The 652-nt window shown below is 61.8% G+C and carries 1 pseudogene; it reads left to right on the forward strand.

The features are described from left to right. Positions 1 to 652 (forward strand): annotated as a pseudogene (locus ACF8O8_RS16175) (hypothetical protein); the annotation flags it as partial.

Raw genomic sequence — 652 nt, forward strand, 5'->3', positions numbered from 1 at the left:
GCGTTGCTGATTCACCCGATGGGCCAGCCGACACCCGGCACCGAAGATCATGACCGGCGTTTCAAACGCCTGGAGCAATGGCTGGACCAGCACGACAGCCCGCTTTACACCGCCTTGGCGCCGTTCAACCCGTTCAAGGACAAGGCGGACTCGATCGGCTCCCTGTTCGGCGCCAGCGACAACGTGATCGAAGGGCTGGCCGGTCGCTTCCCGGCCATGGCTGACATCACCGACCTCACCGCCCAGTCGGTCAATGCCGTGGTGCTCAAGCGACTGCGCGGGCAGACCCGATGGGATGCCAGCCATGGCCTGAGGCGGCAGGTGCAGTTGGCAGCGCACGAGGCGAATGCCGAGAAAGCGCTGGGGTTGCTGGCGGCGCGCTATCGAATCACCGAGCAGGCCATTACGGAAAATCCCTTTAGCCAGGAGGTGCAACGGTATTTGAAGAGCGGCATGGCGCAGGTTGAGGAGATGAAAGCGTTGCGCATCTCGGGTAGCCGCACGGTGTCTATCGAGCTGACCACCACTGCGCGCGTGAAACCCAACTTCCTTGGGTTGCTCACCTCCGGCGGTGGTGGTGGTTTAAACGCGGGGATGCTGTGGTTCAACATCTTATCGCTCAAGACGGCCTACAACAGCCTGCAAAAAAGCG

The sequence above is a fragment of the Pseudomonas sp. TYF_14 genome, assembly GCF_043105275.1.
GTDB lineage: Bacteria > Pseudomonadota > Gammaproteobacteria > Pseudomonadales > Pseudomonadaceae > Aquipseudomonas > Aquipseudomonas alloputida.